This is a genomic window from Chlorobiota bacterium, from assembly GCA_016710285.1.
In the GTDB taxonomy this organism is placed as follows: Bacteria; Bacteroidota; Ignavibacteria; order OLB7; family OLB7; genus OLB7.
Genome location: JADJXR010000001.1, coordinates 780,820 through 799,298, shown reverse-complemented (window position 1 = coordinate 799,298; position 18,479 = coordinate 780,820). Strand labels below are relative to the sequence as shown.

6 protein-coding genes are annotated in these 18,479 nt (G+C 58.3%); all 6 read left to right on the top strand.

Features of this window, described 5'->3' with window-relative positions:
• Positions 1-83: 83 nt before the first annotated feature.
• The 6 genes from IPM61_02855 to IPM61_02830 all read left to right on the top strand — a co-directional run bounded on the left by IPM61_02855 (position 84) and on the right by IPM61_02830 (position 18,455).
• Positions 84-2,102, top strand: a complete 2,019-nt coding sequence (locus IPM61_02855) for an OmpA family protein (protein MBK8910245.1) — start codon at positions 84-86, stop codon at positions 2,100-2,102.
• Positions 2,099-7,177, top strand: coding sequence for a choice-of-anchor D domain-containing protein (locus IPM61_02850; GenBank protein ID MBK8910244.1), 5,079 nt, complete (start codon positions 2,099-2,101; stop codon positions 7,175-7,177). The genes IPM61_02855 and IPM61_02850 overlap by 4 nt, the downstream gene beginning before the upstream one ends.
• A gap of 226 nt (positions 7,178-7,403) precedes the next feature.
• Positions 7,404-9,254: a carboxypeptidase regulatory-like domain-containing protein gene (locus tag IPM61_02845; protein MBK8910243.1), complete on the top strand. Its 1,851-nt coding sequence runs from the start codon at positions 7,404-7,406 to the stop codon at positions 9,252-9,254.
• On the top strand, positions 9,200-10,645 hold the full coding sequence (locus IPM61_02840; GenBank protein MBK8910242.1) for a TonB-dependent receptor: 1,446 nt from the start codon (positions 9,200-9,202) through the stop codon (positions 10,643-10,645). Before IPM61_02845 ends, IPM61_02840 begins: the two co-directional genes overlap by 55 nt.
• Positions 10,646-11,180: 535 nt before the next feature.
• Positions 11,181-14,411, top strand: coding sequence for a TonB-dependent receptor (locus IPM61_02835; GenBank protein ID MBK8910241.1), 3,231 nt, complete (start codon positions 11,181-11,183; stop codon positions 14,409-14,411).
• 33 nt (positions 14,412-14,444) lie between these two features.
• Positions 14,445-18,455 (top strand): hypothetical protein, encoded by a 4,011-nt coding sequence (locus tag IPM61_02830; protein ID MBK8910240.1) that lies wholly within the window; start codon positions 14,445-14,447, stop codon positions 18,453-18,455.
• Positions 18,456-18,479: the final 24 nt, after the last annotated feature.

The window sequence follows — 18,479 nt, the reverse complement described above, 5'->3', positions numbered from 1 at the left end:
CCCGTATCCAAACAAACTTTTGGCGATCGTAGAAGAAAAACTCCAACGGAACCAACCCCAAAAACAGGGCTTTCCCGAACACAGTGAACGTCCATTCCCCATATCGCTTGCTTGCCGTTGCCGCGCTGGTGGTTGCGCTGCTGCTGGTTCCGCATGGCCGTGCCGTGCCGCAAGAAGGGGCGGGCAATCCTCCAGCAAAACTCTTCCAATCGTTTGGATTGTTTGGGGGGATTGGGTCGGCATGGCACAACGGTGAGTTAGCAATCCCCGATTATGCCGATTGCGCACAGTTTGCCAATGGCAACGGAACCGCAATCGTTGGCGGCGCGCTGCTTGAGCTTCAGCTTGCGGAGTGGTCCCCACTGTTGCAGCTGCGGCTTGGGGTTGCGGCCCTTTCCGGCAACTTCACCCACACGTTCGACGCCGGCCCGATTCGGGGAACCGACGGCCAGCTGATCCGCGCCATGATTGATAACGTCCTTTCGGCAACGCGGCTGGATGGAACCATTTCCCTTTCCGCCGTTGGCCAGCTTGCCGGTTCGTTGCGCGGCCATGTTGGGGTGGGGGTGCAACGGGCCTTCAGCGAGAACTACCGCTACAGCCAGCGCGCCATCACCCCGCCCAATCTGCTGCTTGCCGGGCGGCGCGAGCAGCGCATTCAGGAAGGGGTGATATTTCCCGCAGCCGGGCTTGCTGCGTATCTGTCGGGGGGGATTGGATATGGGTTCCCGATTGGGGAGAATTCATGGCTGGAACCGGAGCTTTCCGCACGCTACTCCCTGACCTCGTTGGTGGGGCCGCAAACGTGGCGAAGCCTTCAGCTTGCTGTTGGTGGGGCGTTGCGTTTTGGCTTCCCTGCCCAGCCGCCACCTCCGCCGCCGCCACCCGATACCCCGGCAGTGCCGCCACCTCCGCCTCCGCCGCCGGTGTTGGCAGCAACAATCCGCACCCACCCGGATACCGTTCAGGTAAGGATCGAGGAGCAAGACTCCATTGAAACATTGCCGTTGCTGAACCAGATTTTCTTTGCCGAAGGAAGCGACGTTATCCCGCAGCGATACCGCCAGTTGGAGGCCCAGGCGATTGAGGGATTCGGGAACGCGCAGTTGATTGGTTCGGCCCTGGACGTGTACTATCAGATGCTCAACGTGATCGGCATGAGGATGCGCCGCACCCCCGATGCCACCTTGACAATCACCGGCCACCGCAACGGGCACGAAAACCAGCCACGGCTTGGCCAGCGGCGGGCGGAAAGCGTCAAACGCTATTTGGTAGATGTCTGGCGGATTCCATCCCGCAGAATCAAAGTTGCTGGCGGGGGAATGCCGCAGAACCCTGCAAGCGAAGCAATGGCGGAAGGGGCCGAAGAGAACGCCCGTGTGGAGATCACCAGCAACGACCTGAACATCACCGGCCCGGTGATCCGGCGGCATATCCAACGGATTGCCACCCCACCCTCCATCACCTTCTACCCCCGGGTGGTGGCCGAAGCCGGATTGGCCAGATGGAGCCTTGATGTGCTGGAACAATCAAGCCGGTGGAAATCGTTTGCCGGAGGCGCGCGCCGCATGCCCGACTCGATCGTGTGGGAATGGCGCAACGACCGCGGCGAACTCCCTTCGCTGCCGATGCAACTTCAATACGCGCTTCGTGTTACCGACAGCACCGGGGCCGCCGCCGCAACCCCGCTGCGCCAGATTGACGTGGCCTACAACGCCCTGAGCGACACGCCCCAGGACGACACGACCATTGAGAACTACTCCCTCCTTCTGTTCAACTTCGACAGCCCAACCATCAGCCGAAGCGACATGGCGTTGCTGAAGGCAATTATCGAGCAAACAGAAAGCGGGGCAATCGTTCGCCTGACGGGCCATACCGATTCGCTGGGGGAGGATGGCCACAACCGCCAGCTTGCGATCGAGCGTGCTAACGAGGTCGCAAAAGTCTTCCGCTCCCTTGCCCCGGAAGGGGTCCGCGTCACGGTGGATGAAGGGGCCTGCGGCGAGCGGGAACGCTTCCCCTACAACACTCCCGAAGGCCGCTCCCATTGCCGAACGGTGATGATCGAAATCCGAACTCCAACAAACAAAAGTGGCTCATGATCCTGCTCCATCATCTTCGCTTCTTCCGTGCGTGGCGGCTGTTGCTGCTTTGCATGGTGGCATATGGAGCAGCGGCGCAAGGGGATGGGAAAGGGGGGGGAATCGGGACCGAGCAGCGGAGCAAACTCACGGGGGAAAAAGCCGGGGGGATGGCGTTCATCGCCAACCGGGGGCAGTGGGATGGTGCGGTGCGGTTCCTGCTGGATAAGCCCGGGCAACGCGTCTGGTTTGCCGATCGCGAAGTGGTGTACGATTTGGCCAACCATCGCGGCGATCGCCACATCCTTCGGCAGCGGTTTGTTGGCGCGGCGGGCGTTGCTTCCGGCCACAGGCTGCTTCCCGGGCGTTGGAATTTTTTCACCACAGCCGCGCCATTCACCAGTGTCCCAGCGTTCGCCGAAGTCCACTACTCCGCCATTGCCCCGGGTATCTCTGGCCGATTCTACCAAGCCGCGCAAGGGGAGTTGAAATATGATCTGATCCTTCAGCCCGGGGCGTTGCCGGCCAAGCTCCGCTACTTCTACGACGGTGCCGAAAACCTCCGCATCGCTGCCGATGGCGCGTTGGTGGTGGGCACCTCCGTTGGCGAACTGCGCGAGGCGGCCCCGGTCTGCTGGCAGCAGCTTCCCAACGGCACGCGCCGCTACGTTGCCGCGCGGTTTGTGTTGGAAGATGGGGGCGTGGGATTCCGGCTTGGCACGTACGACCCCACGCAGCCGCTGATTATTGACCCGTCGGTGAAGTTCAGCAGCTACATCGGCGGGGCCGGGGTCGAGCAAGGGCGCGGGGTTGCGGTGGATACGCTGGGGAACATCGTGGTGGCCGGAAGCACCCGTTCGCAAGATTTCCCCACCACTGCCGGGGCAATCCGCCGAACGATCAGCGACCCGATAACGCTTGCGCCAGACATCTTCATCGCAAAGCTGGACCCAACCGGAAGCACGCTGATCTACGGAACCTACATCGGCGGGCGCGGCGACGACGAACCAACGGCAATCCGCCTAACCCGCCGTGGCGATGCCATTGTGGCGGGGGCAACCACCTCCGATAATTTCTTCACGCCAGGGGCGTTGCAAACCGTTCGCGGTGGCGGGATGGATGGGTTTATCCTCTCCCTTTCCCCACGCGGCAACGCGCTCAATTTTATCACCTACGTGGGGGGGAAGCTGAATGAGCGAGTGGAGGATATTCGGCTTGACGGAGCCGGGAATATCTATTTCGCAGGGTGGACCTCCTCCAACGATTTCCCCGTCACGTTTGGCAGCCTTTCCACCACGCAGCAAGGGGGGGAGGATGCGATTGTGGGGAAGATGAACGCGAACGGAGCATCGCTGATGTACAGCACCTACGTGGGGGGAAGCGGGGACGAACGCGCCACCGGAATTGTGGCCGAGCCTGGCGGTGCGGTGTGGATTACGGGATGGACCTCTTCGGATAATTTCCCAACATCGGCGAACGCTGTTGCCCAGGCGTTGGCCGGGGGCCACGATGCCTTCCTGGCAAGGATTGATTTCACCGGAACCAAACTCCTGTACGGAACCTTTCTTGGCGGAAGCAACCAGGACCACGCAACGGCGATCGCCCTTGACAGCCTGCAGGCCCCGTACATCACCGGGGTGACGGTCTCGGGCGATTATCCCACCACCATCCCAACCCCCTCCGGCGCGTGGTTCGTTACGCGGCTGGATACGCTTACGGGGAAGATTGCGTGGAGCCGCTACATCGGCCCGAACGATGCTGGCGTTCCGGCAACAATCCAAGTGGATGAGCAGCGGAACACGTTCCTTGCCGGAACCACCGATAACCTTCCTGGAAACCCGTTCCCGATTTCGGCGGACGCGCCGGCGCAGCAGTTCCGTGGGGGGAAGGAGATTGCGATGGTGCAGCTTAGTTCCGATGGAAGCACCATCCGCCATGCCGTTGTTGCCGGGGGCGCTCGCGATGATTCCCCGGCACGGGTCAGCCACCTGAACCGCTACGGCGATTTGTTGATTACCGGGACCACTCAATCCGCAAATTTCCCCGTCACCCGCTTTGCGCTGGACCGCACGCTGAACGACGGCACAAGCCAAGCAACCGATGCCTTCCTGCTTCGCTACGGGTTCCAGCGCCGCCCGCACGCCATTGCCCAGCTTCCCCGCTCGATGGATACGCTCCGCTGCGAGACCTCCCGGCTGGATACCTTCTTCATCTACAATTCCGGGGAAAGCGATTTGGTGATTGACCGAAATATCTTCAAAGTAAGCAGCCAGCCAAACCCAACGTTCGCGCTGGTGCGGATTGGCAATTTCCCGGTTGCCGGGGTGGTTCGGAATCCGCCGGACACTATCAGGCCAAAAGATTCGCTGCGGTATATCGTGCAGTTCGAATCGGCATCGCAGCAGAACACGTTCCACGACACACTGCTGGTGTTCACCACCGACTCGGTCCAGGGGAACCCGCTCCGGATTCCGTTCACCGCTGTCCGCTCGGCCCCTGGGGTTGCGGCGCTTCCGGCTTCGCTTGGCTTCCGCGTGGTGCTTCCGTGCCGCGCTGGCGGGGCCGACACCTCCATCACCATCTTCAACAACGGCAGCGGCAGCGTACGAATCACCGGCATAGAGCTTCTTGCCGGAACGGAGTATTCACTGCTGAACAAGCCAACGTTCCCAAAATCATTGAAGGAGCTGGAGCAGTTGCTGCCACTGCTGCGGGTGCGGTTCAACCCCACCACAAGCGGGACCTTCCGCGACACCGTGCTGGTGCAGTTGGCCGAGTGTGGCGGCACGCTGCGAATCCCGATTGAAGGGGTGGCCGATACCGTCCGGCTCCGTTCGGTCCCTTCGGTGGTGGAGTTTCCGCAGGTCAGTTTTTGCGGCACGCAGTCCGACACCTCCATCACCCTGTTCAACGATGGGACCACGCCAATCACGATTGCCTCGGCCTCGGCATTGGTGGAGTTCCAGATTTTGAACCCGCCACCGCTGACGATTCCTCCGGCGGGGAGCGTCACGCTGCGGCTGCGGTTCCGGCCAAACGCCGGGACCAGCGATGCCACGGAAATCTTGCAACTGCTTGGCGGACCGTGCGGCGTTTCGGCAACGGTTGAGCTTCGCGGGAAACGGCTTGGGCGTGGCGGGCTGCGTGCCCCCGCCGATACGATTCGGATCCCCACCTTTGCCGCCTGCGCTGGCGACACCGTTCTGCGCGATACCCTTGTGACGCTGCGAAGCCTTGCAGCCGGGATGCTGGTTGCCGCAAACCCAACGCTGAGCAATCCACAGTTCAGCATTGTTGATCCCGCAAATTTCCCGGTCTCGGTTTTGCCCGGGGGCGATCTTCCGCTGCGGATTCGTTACCGCTCGGTTGCTTCCGGCAGCAATCTTCTAACCCTTGCAATCCCTTTCGATGCCGATGGATGTGCCGACACGCTGCGGCTGGTGGTGGTGGCCAATCGGGTGGACCTGCAGCTGTCCGCCGCGCCGGCGCAGGTGGATATGGGGTCACTGCTGCAATGCACGTCGTTCATTGATACCGTCATCACGTTTGTCAACAACTCGCTTGGGGTTGTTCGGGTTGATTCGGTTGGGACAACGCTTGGGCTGGCGCATCTGCGGCCCTTCCTTCCGTTCGATATTCCGGCGGGGGGAACGCGGCAAGTCACGGTCCGATTTACGCCGCAGAAAACCGGGGAAAACGTTGACAGCCTGCGCTACTACGTGGATGGATGCAGCACGCCGATTGTGGTGCAGGTTCGCGGCGTAAAAACGGGGTTCATCTTGTCGTTTGCCCAAAGCAAGGTCGCGCTTGGGCCGCTGCTCCGCTGCGCGATTCCTGGCACGTTTACCATCCCCGCCATTGTGCGGAACCGGGGGAACAGCCCAACGCCGGCGCGTGTTGTGGCAGTGGTTCGGGTTGCGGGGGATACTGCGTTTTCGGCAAGCCCGGCAAGCATCGGCATGGCCATTCCTTCCGGCGACTCCATCACGCTGCCAATTCAGTTCACCCCCGCGGCCCCTGGCGACGCTGCCGCGCAGTTTGCGGTGGTGCTTGCGCCGTGCAACGACACGCTTCTGCTGGATGTGTCGGCGCGGATTGTTGCGCCAACGCTTGCCGCATCGGGGGGGGATTTTGGCGCGGTTCCGGTCCGCACCGCCGCGCGCGCAACGCTGACGCTGACCAACACCACCGAGCTTCCGCTGCAACTGGATTCGCTGGGCGGGTTGCCGGGGGCGTTCCGTGTGGTTTCGGCACAACCGCCGCTGCCGCGAATGTTGCAGCCCGGGGATTCCGTGGTGATGGAGTTGGAGTTTGCCCCCGACGCACCTGGCAGCTACCAAATCACCCCGCTGGCAATGCTCAGCAATCCCTGCCGCGACTCCGTTCCGGTAAGCCTGTTGGGGGTTGGGATAGAGTTGGGGGATCAGGTCCAATTCTGCATCGGCGGGCGGACCCGAGCGATTGCGGGGGATACGGTGGAGGTTGTTCTGCAATCGCTGAAATCCTTGCAACTCTCCTCCCCAACCGATCTTGAATGGCAGGTTCGCTATCCGGTGACGATGCTCCAATTTCTTCAAGCCTTGCCCGCCGGGCTGCAAGCCGTTGCCGATGGAAGTGGCCGGTTGCAGCTGCGGCTTCAGGGGGCAACGGCGGTTCCCACGCCGGTTGCGCGGCTGAAGTTTTTGGCGTTGGCCGGGGGGAATGGCGATGCCGTGGTGAAGATTGATTCCGCCGCAAGCACTGTCCCGCTGTTGGTCCCAACCATCTGCGCCGATTCGGCAGTGGTCCAGATTGGCAGCCGCTGCGTGCTAACCAGCATCGGGCTTGGGAAGCACCACAACGCCCTGAACGACCCCGTGCCGAACCCGGCCAACGGCATTGTCACGATTGGCTTCCAGCAGCTTGAGGATGCCCGCACCACCATCCGCCTGTTCGACGCGCAAGGCCGCCAAGTGCTGATGCCGTTGCAGCAAGAACTGCGTGGCGGCCAGTACAGCCTTCTTCTTGACCTTTCGGACCTTCCCGATGGAGCCTACTTTTACACCATCGAGGCGGGCCAGTACCACCAGTCGAAGCGGATAGTGATTCAGCGGTAAGCCGAAGCTCCATCGCTTCCCTTGCGGCCTGTTTCATCACCGGCGCTGGGGTCACCTCAGTTTCAAGCAATTCCCACCAACCTTTTCTCTGCGGTTCGCAAGCAACCTTTCGCAAGCAACGTTGCGCAAGTAACCTTCCCGCCACCTGCTGGTTAGATTGTCTCGTCCCCAGGGGAGCATCAACAACGGTCTGCACTTCGAACGCTTAACGACAGGAGTTCTCGATATGAGGAACATTCTTGCGGGCGTTGGGGCATTGCTGCTATTGGCTCCCATCGCACTTACCGCACAATCTACCGGAACAATTCAAGGGAAGGTTTTTGAAGAAGAGGGCGCGCCGGCCACCGGTGCAAACATCCGCCTGCTTGGCTCCAGATATGGGGCCGTCGCAAATCAATCTGGCGAGTTTAGAATCATCAACATTGACCCCGGGCAATACACCCTTGTGACCACAAGAAGTGGCTCGGTTCCGGACACCACGGCGGTGGAGGTCCTTGTGGACCGGACAATCACCTTGCAGATTCAGCTGAGCATGTGGTCCAGGGGGCCGATTATCGTGACCGAACGGACGAACGCCACACCCATTTTTCGCGGCGACCCCATCAACCGGGAGATTCTTCCGGCCGAGCTTATCCAGGACCGGCCAACGCAAGGGGTTGGGGGACTTCTTGACGGGCTTGCTGGGGTGATCTCCACCGGGAACGGGCCATCAATCCATGGCGGGCGGCCTCAGGAAAGTGCTTTCCTGATTGATGGGGCCAACGTCAGCGATGAATTCACCGGTGGCGCGGGGACCTCCTTCGCGCTTGCGCCAACCCCGGCTTCGGTTGCCTACGCCCAGCTTGATCTTCTGAAAAGTGGCTTCGGTGCCGAGTATGATCTGGATGGGCCGGGCTTCAACCTTGTCACCCGCACCGGGCGGAACGACCGCTACGAGGCGGTTGCACGGTTCCGCACCGCCGTTCCATGGCTGTACGGATGGAGCGATCCCTTGACGGTGAAGAAAGCCGGAACCACAACCGACACCACGCTTCCGGCAGCACAGTTGCAGGGGTCGGGGCGAAGCACGTATGAGTTTGGTGTTGGCGGCCCAATGCCCGGTTGGAACGGCATGACCTTCTTCATCTCCGGCAAGTATGAAGGAATCAAGAACACTTCGCCAAGCTACAAGGTGAACGATATGTCGGCGGAATATGCGGCGGCGCGTGCTGGGCTTGCGCGCCAGGTGTGGGGCCAGCAGGTGAACCCAACAAACTTGGGGCAGCTTCCGCACCAGCAAGCAATGATCCGCGATGTCACGGCGCGGTTCAAGGCGAATCTTACGCCAATGACTTCGATAGAGTTTGGCGGCGAGATTGGCTGGACCAGCGCGGAGCATGGGGCGTGGGGGAATATCTATCAGTTCGACCACCCTCTGTTCGTGAAAACAACCGGCGAAAGCGACACCCTGTTCAGCGTGCTGGAACGGGACGCGCAGCAGACGAACGAGAATATCCTGCTACGGCGTGGCAACGTGAAGCTGGTTCATTTCCTTGACTCCCTTTCGCTGCTCCGTTTGAACCTTACGGTGGTGGATCGTGAGTATGAGTTGGGGGAAAAGGATGAGTCGCGCAGCTACGGGATGCTTGATGCGTTCCACATCTACCGCCCAAGCGATGCCAACGGGGATGTGATTCTTGACCGCTACGATCTTCCGCAGCAGGATCACCGCCCCAACCCGAACACTGCTGTGCAAGCATCACCGTACCTGCGGAACCCGCTAACGGGGTTGTATGAAGGGCCGGAGTCGGGCGGGGCAAGCATGAACCCGTACGGAATGAACAGCGGGATATTTCCGGTGCACGGAAACAGCGGTGGATATGAGTACCGGGCCTCCACCAAAATGGCCTTGAACGCCGCCTACGAAGGGATGTTCACGATTGGGGAGATTGGCGCGGAGGTTAAGGCCGGGGTTGACGCGGCCCGCTACACGTTGCGCCGCCACAGCAACTCGCTCCCTGGGATCAAAACCCGTTCTTCGATGTGTACGGAATCAGCAGTAATTACTTCACCTTCAAGGACACCACCGGAAAGCTGAACGAGTTTTTTGCCAGCCCATATCACCCGTGGGAGCTTGCTTTGTATCTGGGGACCAGCTTCCGTTATAAGTCCATTGTGGTGCAGCCTGGGGTGCGGTTCGAGGTGTTCAACCCTGGGACCTATTCGGCACCAGCGGAGCGGAGCACGTTCCGTGAGGTTCTGCGGTCGCTGGACCAGCAGGGGGATGCGGCCATGAAGTTCCAGGTTAGCCCGCGCATCGGCATTGCCTACCCGATCACCGAGCGGTCGCAGTTTCGTGTAAACTTCGCCATGCTGTTCCGCCGCCCGGAGTTCAATCTGCTGTACGACAACGCCTATGGCGATGCGCAGCGTGGGAACCAGTTGTTCGGCAATCCCGACATCCGGTCGGAGCGGCAGATCAACTATGAGATGGGGTACCAATCCGTGATTGGCGACGATTACTCCATTGACCTGACAGCCTACTACCGCGACATCTTCAACCAGAGCGGGGTGCGGTATGTTCCCGCGCTTCCCAGCCCGTATCTGATCTACGATGTCAACGAGTTCGGGAACGTTCGCGGGGTGGAGGTCACGATTCGGCGGCAGCTGAGCAGCAATTTCCGGGGTGAGGTAAACTACACTGCGCAGAAGGCGGTGGGAACGGCCTCAAGCCCTGCGGCAAACTACTCCACAGTGGTTGGCGCGCCGGACCCGTACACCGGCCAAGCAAGGACCGCACCCCTTACGGAGTATCCATTAAGTTTTGACGTGGCCCACAAAGCGAACCTGAACGTGGCGTTTGTGTGGCGGAAGGGGGAGGGGCCATCAATCGGTGGGATATTGCCGTTGGAGGGGACAACCATCAGTTTGGGGGCCAGCTTTGCCACGGGGATTCCGTACACGCTGGAGTCGTCGCGGGGGGTGCAGCTTAGCGAAATGAACGCACGGCGATTCCCCTCGCGGTTCAACACCGATGCCCATATCGAGCGGACGTTCCGGTTGGCCGACCTGTTTGGCGAGTCGTTTGGGGAGATGGAGTTGCGCTTGTTTGCCGACATCAACAACCTGCTGAACCTTACCGCCGCCAGCGGGGTGGCGATTAGCCGGAACGTTGGGGGATCGCTTTTCTCCATCAGCGGCAACGCCGATGCCGACGGGCGGACACTGGACCTGCGGATTGGCGATTTTGTTGCCACCCCATACCACAAGGATAGTGATCCGGCCCGCCCCGAGACGTTCGACGCAAACCAGTACGACCGCTTTGGCCACCGCCTGTACAACCCTTATGCCGATGTGAATCTTGATGGAGTTGTCACCCAGCAGGAGCGGTACGAAGGCTACCAGCGGTACGTGGCCACCGCCCAAAGCCTGCGTGCCAACTACCAGCAGCCGCGCACCGTGGCGGTTGGGTTCGCCGTGAAGTTTTAAGGAGGGGGAAAGCCGATCCTCACCCCGTGACGAATCGGAGTTTACGATGCCTGGCGAAAAAGCACGCACCCGCTGCATGGGGCATTGATAGAGCAAGAGAGAGGTGAAAGGGAAGTAAACTCGCGGGGGAAGACCTCCTTCCCCCGTGAGTAACTTTCACGGTGGTGGCGGTTACGTTGTTCAGTTGAGGGAAGAGATTGGGGAAAACAAGCAAAAAACGGGGGGCACGTGGAGAATGATGAGAACTTGAAATCTTGTTTTGTGGTTAGCAAGGCATGGGGCTATATTCGGCCCTGCCATTCCGAGCGAGGCATTGGCCGTTCTGGGTTACTTCCCTGCCTCGTCGTGCCATTCGGCGTTGCCGCCGTTCAGCATCTTGACAACTTTGACGCACGCCTTATTGGGGTGTTCCCAACGGGCAGATCGTGCGAATCCAACAGCATCTCATGGAAGGCGCAATCCGCGCCCACAGGCAACTGAATCCTAACACTCTCAGCAATACACATCATCAATCCATTTTGACAGGAGTGATTGAATGAACCGCAGGCTACTCTGTTTAGCAGCATGCCTTGTCCTTGCTCCGGCCACCCTGCTTGCCCAAATCACGGGCACCCTTTCGGGGAAGGTAACGGACGACGACGGCAAAGCGGTCGCAGGCGCGACCATCCGCGTTGGCGGAACCAACCAAGGAGGTATCTCCAAACCGGACGGAAAATTCCTGATTAACGGCATCCGCGCCGGTGATTACGAGATCACCGTGACCGGTGTCGGCTATCAGCCATTCAAACGATCCGTCCGCATTTCGGTGGATCAAGTCACCGAAATGAAGGTGACGCTGACCACGAAAGCTGTGGTTGGCAAGGAGATCACCGTTAGTGCCAAAAAAGATGTCATCGTCCCGGAGCAAACCGGAACCGTTCGCAAAGTGGATGGCGATGCGCTGGCCAAGGGGTCGCGGACCTCGGTGATTGATGCCGTTGCCCTAACAAGCTCGGTAAACACCACTGGGCAGAACGGCTTTGGCATCCGTGGCGGGCGCGCAAGCGAGACCTCGGTCCGTGTTGACGGGGTCAGCGTTGGCGACCCGTTTACCGGCGGGTTCGGTTCCACCAGTGCCCGGTATTACCCCACCGTTTCCGCGCTTGCGGTGCAGGAAGTGCAGGTTATCGCCTCCAGCTTCGACGCTCAGTATGGCGACATCTTATCGGGTGTTGTCAACTCGGTGACGAAGTCCGGGCGTAACGACCGTTACGAGGGGAGCATCCGCTTCCGCACTCAGGTTCCAGCATTGTATGGAATGAGCGATGCGATCACCGTCAAAAAAGCTGGCACGGTCCAAGACACCACGCTTCCTGGGTTGGAGGTGAACGGGTCGGGGCGGCAGTTATTCGATGTGGCGTTCGGCGGACCGATTACGGACGGCCTGACGTTCTTCATCACCGGTGCGTACCAGCCGGTAGATTTTACCGGTGCTAACTACAAGGTGTTCGACATGACGCCGGAGTATGCCAATAGCCGCCGCGCAATTGCCGAGCAGCTATGGGGCAAAGGGAAAGCACTTTCCCCAACGGATTTAGGCCACCTGCCAAATCAGTCAGCCCGGATCTACAACTTCAACACCAAGCTGAAGTACAACCTCTCAAACTCAATCTTCCTTGAGCTTGGTGGGGAAACTGGGTTGACAACTCGTGAGGGCGGGGACTGGGGCAGCTATTACAAAACCGACAACCCTGTGTTCTTCCGTGATTCCTCCAACGGGGTGGCGCGGTTCGATACGAACACAGCATTGGTGGAAGGGGATTGGCAGTCGGGCGATGAGAACACGATTATCAACCGCGTGCTGGCACGGTACTTCCACACCTTGGATGAAGCATCCTTCCTTGAAGTGACCGGTGCATACGTGCTGAACAAATATCGGTTTGGCCGCAAGGATGAGACGAAGTCCTACGGCTTCTTCTCATCGTTTGATATTCCTGACCCTGTGGATGCCGATCGGAATAACGCAATTGATGATTACGAGCTTCCTTCGCAAGAGATCATCCTGAATCCGTTCAACCCGGAGTCGTTCAGCAGCTTCCGCCGCAACAGCATCACAGGCTTCTATGAGGGTGAGGAAGCACCAGGGGCAAGCCGTAATCCGTACGGGCTTGCTGACGGAAACTTCCCAGTTCACGGGGCCGATGGTGGCATCGAGCAGCGCGAGTCGAACACCTTCACCTTTACGGGGAAGTACGAAACGTTCGTTGATCTTAGCGATGTCCGCACGCTTGTAAAAGTTGGCGGTGATTTCAGCTACTACACGCTGCGCCGCTACAGCAACCAGAATCCGTACGACCAAAACCCGTTCTTCGACATCTACGGGTACGAAAGTCCGTTGCTATCCTCAAAAGACACCACGGGCCGGATTGCTGATTACCTGAAAAACCCGTACAACCCGTGGAAAGGTTCTTTCTATCTCAGCACTCAGTTTAGCTACAAATCCATTGTGCTAACCCCTGGTGTTCGGTTCGACTTTATGAACCCGAACACGCAATCGGCCCCTCCGCGCCGTGGCACGCCTGGCGATGTCATCGCCTCGTTGGACTCCGTTGGCGATGCCAGCATGAAGTTCCAGGTTAGCCCACGCGTTGGCGTTAGCTATCCGATCACCGACGCTTCGCAGTTCCGCGTCAACTTCGCAATGATGTTCAAGATGCCGGACTTCAATTTGCTGTACGACAACGCCTACGGCGATGCTATCCGCGGCAATCAGATCTTCGGAAATCCTGACATTGACCCCCAGAAGGTGTTCAACTATGAGATGGGATACACCGCGCAGATTGATGGAAACTACACCATTGACATCTCGGCATTCTATCGCGACATCTATAACCAAACCGGGGTGACGTATGTCCCGGCAGTTCCTTCGCCGTACTTCCTTTATACCGTTCAGGAATATGGGAACGTCCGTGGTGTGGAGCTTCAGGCTGGTGGCAATTTGGTTGACAACCTGTCGTTCTCGTTGAACTACACGTTGCAAAAGGCAGTAGGAACTGCATCTAATCCTGGATCAAACTACGGCATACAGCAAAGCGTGGATCCATACACTGGCCAGCAGCGTAAAGCCCCGTTGTTCGAGTTCCCGCTAAGCTACGACCAGACCCACAAGCTGAACGTGCAGCTGACGGCAAACTGGGGGAACGATGCTGGGCCATCCATTGGCGGCATCTATCCGTTGGAGAATGCTTACATCCAGTTTACCACGGTCTTTGGTTCGGGGCTTCCATACACCCGCACCAACACCAAGGGGGAGCAGCTTGGGCAGTTCAACAGCGAGCGTTACCCATCCAGCTTTAACACCGATATCCATATCGAGAAAGGCTTCAAGTTGGGCGATTGGTTTGGTGAAGGCTTTGGTAGTTCGGAAATCAGCTTCTTTGCTGACATCTTCAACGTGCTGAACAATACCGCAGCCGTTAGCTACTACGCCACAACCGGCAGCCCCGATAACAACGGAACATCCTTGAACCGCCAGTTGGGCGACTTCACGGCGTTTACCTTCTTCCGTGATATTGACCCAGCCCGCCCGGAAACCTTCTCGGCAAACCAATACGACCGCTACGGCCAACGCCTGTACAACCCGTACGGCGACACGAACCTTGACGGTGTCGTGACGCAGTTGGAGAAGTATGAGGGGTATCAGCGGCTGGTCTCTACCGTTCAGAGCTTCCGTAATAATTACGCAGCACCGCGCACAATTGCCGTTGGGGTTCGCCTGACGTTCTAAAGCCAGACACACACGATATACCAGGATACACTAATGAAACTACGAACAATAACAGGCTGGTGGCTGGTGCTGCTGTTGGGGTTGTTCCTTGGGGCACCCACGCAGCAGGCTATCGGCAAAACAAAGGATGGCCAGCAGCAGCAGGGGGAGAAAACGGAGAAGGGGAACGATGGTCCAGAGATTCAACGCATCCCTTCAAGTGCGTTTGAGATTATCAAGAACAAGATTTCCAACGTTGAGTTCGTAAGCTCGAACTATGGAATCTTTGGCTTGAACGTTACCGGCAGCCGTGCCGGTGGCATTTGGCCTCGTGGATCGGGCAACGCCTACATCTTTGGTGGCGGTATTTGGTTCGGCGCGTTAAAGCGCGTTGGCGATACTCTTCGCAAGATGGCCATTATTAGCTACAACCCAAACTCTGGAGCCTCGTGGATGGTTCCGGGGCGCGTTACCTATCCGCTTAACCAGTCAACGATTGATGAAACCCAAGCAGGGGTTTCCAAAAATCGCATCTACTTCTCCAGTGATTACGACAACTTTACTGGCGAACCATCCGACAAGCGCGACCGCCTTACCGGCGGACCCAGCTGGCCACTGTGGGATACCAATCCGGCGGATACCCTAAAGGTAAACCGGTACTTCGGCTACTACGTTGATGACCTTACACAGCGGAACCGAGCAACCTACAGCAAAGGCCCTGCAGTCATTTCACAGGAAGATATCTTCTCCACGTATAAGGATACCGACTTAGGCCGCTACGAAATCGGTAAAGGGTTGGCTCAGCGTCAGGGGTATCCCCTTGGCATTCAAGTTGAGCAGACGATTTACTCGTGGGGCTTCGGTCAGTATAAGGACTTCATCTTCCTGAAGTATGATATCATCAATCGGTCAAGCGATACTCTGTTCGACTGCGTGATGGCCCCGGCCATGGATATGGACCTTGGCGCGCCCGCCAACGACCACACCTCCATTGCCATTCCCAACAAAGCTGATGACACGCTCAATCTGGGCGTGCAGTGGTCCGAGACCACGGGCGAAGGGAGCAAAGTCTTTGGATATGTCGGCATGGACTTCCTGGAAAGCCCAGCCGTAGATGGCCAAAACTTTATCCGCAAGGACAAACGCGCCTACGAACAACACGAGCAACTTGGCCTGCGCACCTTCCGGAACTGGATTATTGATATTGACCCCAAAACACCGGAAGAACGGTACGATTTTATGGCGCGTGTTCAACGCGACGTTGATAACGGCGGCGGCGATAAACGCTTCTTGATGTCCACCGGCGTGTTCAATATGCGCCCGGGTGACACGGCACGCGTGGTTTGCGCCATCCTTTGCGCCTACGGCTACGACCCACAGCAGCCAACAAAAACAATCGTTGGTGCCACCGGCGCGTGGGACAACATGAAGCGGTTGATTGAGTTGGATACCTTCGCTCAATATGTGTACGACAACAACTTCCGCGCACCACGTCCGCCCGAGCCATGCAACGTTCAATGGACTCCATTGAACGAAGGGGTGAAGCTGTCGTGGGATAACGGGTCGGAGGTTTCGCTTGACTTGTTGGAGCGCGGCCTTGATTTCGCTGGATATGTGATTCAGCGGACCCGTAAGCCAGTGGAGAACTACTCACCAACCACCAGCGACTCCATCACCGGATGGAATTTGGGATGGAAAACGATTGGGCGCATTGAGCTTCCGTTGTTGCCCGACAGTGCCATTCGGAACTCGGTATGGATCCGCACTCACCTGCAAGGGGAGACAAGCCTTGCTGGGCTGGGACCATGGTGGCGGTTGCCAATGTTAATGGACGTTGATACAACCCAAGGGAACTTGGTCCTTGATGGGCGCCGAATCGGTGCCACCCGCACGATCATCAACCGTGTGGACACTTTGCGCCGTCCAGGGTTCCCCGATTCGCTGATTCAGACGAATCGCCCGTTCGACACACTGATGACCTACCATCTCAGGTTTGATCCCTACGACGACAAGAACGATGACTCAACATTGTTCAATAACACCGAGTGGGGAAATCAAGCAGTGTGGGGAGATCGCTTCCGCAATAAGGCAATCCGCGATATCGTTCGCAATGCCATTCAGGAGGTTATGGACAGCCTGACCAATGGCAAAACCTTCATTGATGTGGGTGATGACAACGGCGACGGCCAAGTGATCTCCAACCAGGAGAAACTCAACGATAACGAACGCTTGGTCAACAACACCGACTACTACTACCGCGTGTTGGCCTTCGACGAAGGAAGCACGCTGGAGGGAACGCCATCGAAGCTCAACACCGGGATTGACGGGATCAACGAGGTTCGCACAACGCCGGAAGCCCCGGCAGCCGGGCCATTAACCACTCCGGTGGTGGTCTCATCGAACGGCTTGGCCGGTATCCGCAATGTGCGGTTCCTTACCTACGATGAACAACGGCTTGGCCAGCTGTTTGGTGGCGATACGTTGGAGTTCGAGTTCCAACCAACAGACCTACGGAAAGCCTTGTTCTATAACCTCTGGTATGCCACCGAGGTGACCGTTCGCAGCAAGCGCACTGGCAACGTGGTGCAGCAGTTCTATCTTGATTACGACCGGAACTTCAGCGACCGCGCCGATAGCGCACGCCCGAACCTTGACACCACGTTCGTTACGCGGCACGACTCGATCTTCGTCAACAACGGTGTGTTCGACCACATCGAGTTTTACGATAAGAGGAATGTGAAATCGGTCTTCAATGCCACGCATATCCCAAGCGCCCAACGTCCGCACTACGGAACGGTTGGCATCTATGCCGGAACGTTTGGCCTTGCCTTCGACTACACCTTCATCCAGTTTGGCGACTCGCTACGGTTTGGCCGATTTGGCGACACCGCAAGCACCTTGCGGCCAGCCACGATTACCACGCCAGGGCCAAACGTGAACATCGTTGCACGCAAGCAATACTTGGGGAATACCTTCTACACCGATAGCGCGGGCCGAGCCGTGAACACCTACTCCCCATTGCCAAACATTGGGCAGATCAAACTGGAAGTAGAGTTTGTGCCGGGCGGTACCGAACGGCTGACCTACACGAAGGCGGGAAAAACCTTTGCCGCCGATGTCCCATATCTGAACCTTCGGGTGAAGAACGTTGCCAGCTACGATCGTGAGTTGATTGATGAAACCGGAGCCAAGAAATCCGAGGCTATCCAATACAACTACGAGTTCCAGCCGGATCCAAACATGAGTATCTACCTTGACACTGCTTTGAACTTCAATGCAGCAACGCTACAGGTAGGGAAGTATGGGCTAACAACCTTTGGTTGGATTGATGTTGGTGGTGTAGCGCTGGATCAGCGTGTGTCGCAAACCCGCCGTCTGAACTTCTCGACAGGGAACGTCCCAATGACCGAGGGGAGCCGCTACTACGTCGGGCCAGTGACTTTCACTCAGGAAGGGGGAAGCGAGACCCACGTGATAACCTTCGGTCAGGTGCTGATGGTCAACGGTGCGGAAATCGTGTTGGATGCTGCGGGCATGGGGAACTCCATTGCACAGTTGAACGCAACGCTGAAGCAGCTTGTTCCGCAGGATCAACCCACAACCGACTTCAAGGTTGGCGATAAGTTCACCGTTGACTTTACCGGCGGGGCGATTGGATTGCCCCAGCCAGGAGCCAAAGTGTTGGTTGCTGTTCCAAGCGTCGCACCGGCGCTGGACCAGTACACCGACGATATGCTAGAGAAGATCAAAGTGGTTCCCAACCCGTATCTGATCTCCCACATCGGCCAACGTGCTAACAGCGATCGGCAGCTGTACTTCACGCACTTGCCAGAAGAGTGCAAGATTGAGATCTACACATCGGCAGGTGAGTTGCTGCAAACGATCAACCACAAAGCCAGCGACTCTAGCGGCAAAGTGGCGGTGAACGCTTGGGATCTTGTCAGCAATGGCAACCGCCAAGTGCAGTCGCAGCTGCTGATTGCCCGCATCACAACGCCAAACGGTGCCGAGACGATCAAGAAGTTCTCGGTGGTTGTTGGCGGGTTCCGGATTGTTGGCAACTAAGCACCAACAGTGATAATGGCAACG

What these genes read in the sequence shown, in the direction of transcription:
- IPM61_02850 (MBK8910244.1), top strand. Translation starts at nt 2,099, where the DNA reads ATGATCCTGCTCCATCATCTTCGCTTCTTCCGTGCGTGGCGGCTGTTG.
- IPM61_02845 (MBK8910243.1), top strand. Translation starts at nt 7,404, where the DNA reads ATGAGGAACATTCTTGCGGGCGTTGGGGCATTGCTGCTATTGGCTCCC.
- IPM61_02835 (MBK8910241.1), top strand. Translation starts at nt 11,181, where the DNA reads ATGAACCGCAGGCTACTCTGTTTAGCAGCATGCCTTGTCCTTGCTCCG.
- IPM61_02830 (MBK8910240.1), top strand. Translation starts at nt 14,445, where the DNA reads ATGAAACTACGAACAATAACAGGCTGGTGGCTGGTGCTGCTGTTGGGG.